The following is a 560-nucleotide window of genomic DNA, read 5'->3' as shown; positions in this document are numbered from 1 at the left end:
CGAACAGCTCGGCCGGCTGCTGCGCGAGGCGCGCGGCCCGCGGAGCATGACCGACGTCGCCGCGGTCGCCGGCATCTCCGCCGAGACCCTCCGCAAGATCGAGACCGGCCGGGCTCCGACCCCCGCCTTCTTCACCGTCGTGGCGCTGGCGCGGGCGCTCGGGCTCTCCATGGACGAGCTGGTCGTCCGCTGCGCGCCGGTCCCGGTCTGAGCCGTTCCGCAAACTGTGCGTAGCAGGCCCGTAACACGGCTGGTGTTGCCTGGCTCCCGCAGTGCTGGCGAACGGGCGGGAGCCGGTCGATGGCGGAACAACTCACGGCGGTGGCAGGGGAGTTCGGGTTCTACCTGGACGGCCTCCTGTCCCGCCTCGACCAGGACGCGGGCTGGTGCGGGGTCTTCCGGCACCGCGACCCGGACGGCATGCGCGCCTGCCGCGAAGGGCGTGAGGTGCCCCCGTGGGACGTGGTCGACGCCCTGCTGCGGGATCTCGCGGCGGCGTACGGAACCGTGCCGGCCCTGGCCGAGCGCGAGCGGGCCCGCGCGCTGCACACGGCGGCCCT

The 560-nt window shown here is 74.6% G+C and carries 1 protein-coding gene and 1 pseudogene; both read left to right on the top strand.

What is annotated here, in order from left to right:
- Positions 1-211: helix-turn-helix domain-containing protein (locus tag CCN33_RS29295; protein ID WP_086696376.1), on the top strand; the 211-nt coding region annotated here is incomplete at its 5' end.
- A gap of 89 nt (positions 212-300) precedes the next feature.
- A pseudogene (locus CCN33_RS29290) lies at positions 301-560 on the top strand (hypothetical protein); the annotation flags it as partial.

Source organism: Streptomyces recifensis (genome assembly GCF_002154615.1).
Taxonomy (GTDB): Bacteria; Actinomycetota; Actinomycetes; order Streptomycetales; family Streptomycetaceae; genus Streptomyces; species Streptomyces griseoluteus.
The sequence above is the reverse complement of the archived record's forward strand: the minus strand, read 5'-3'. Positions and strand labels throughout refer to the sequence as shown.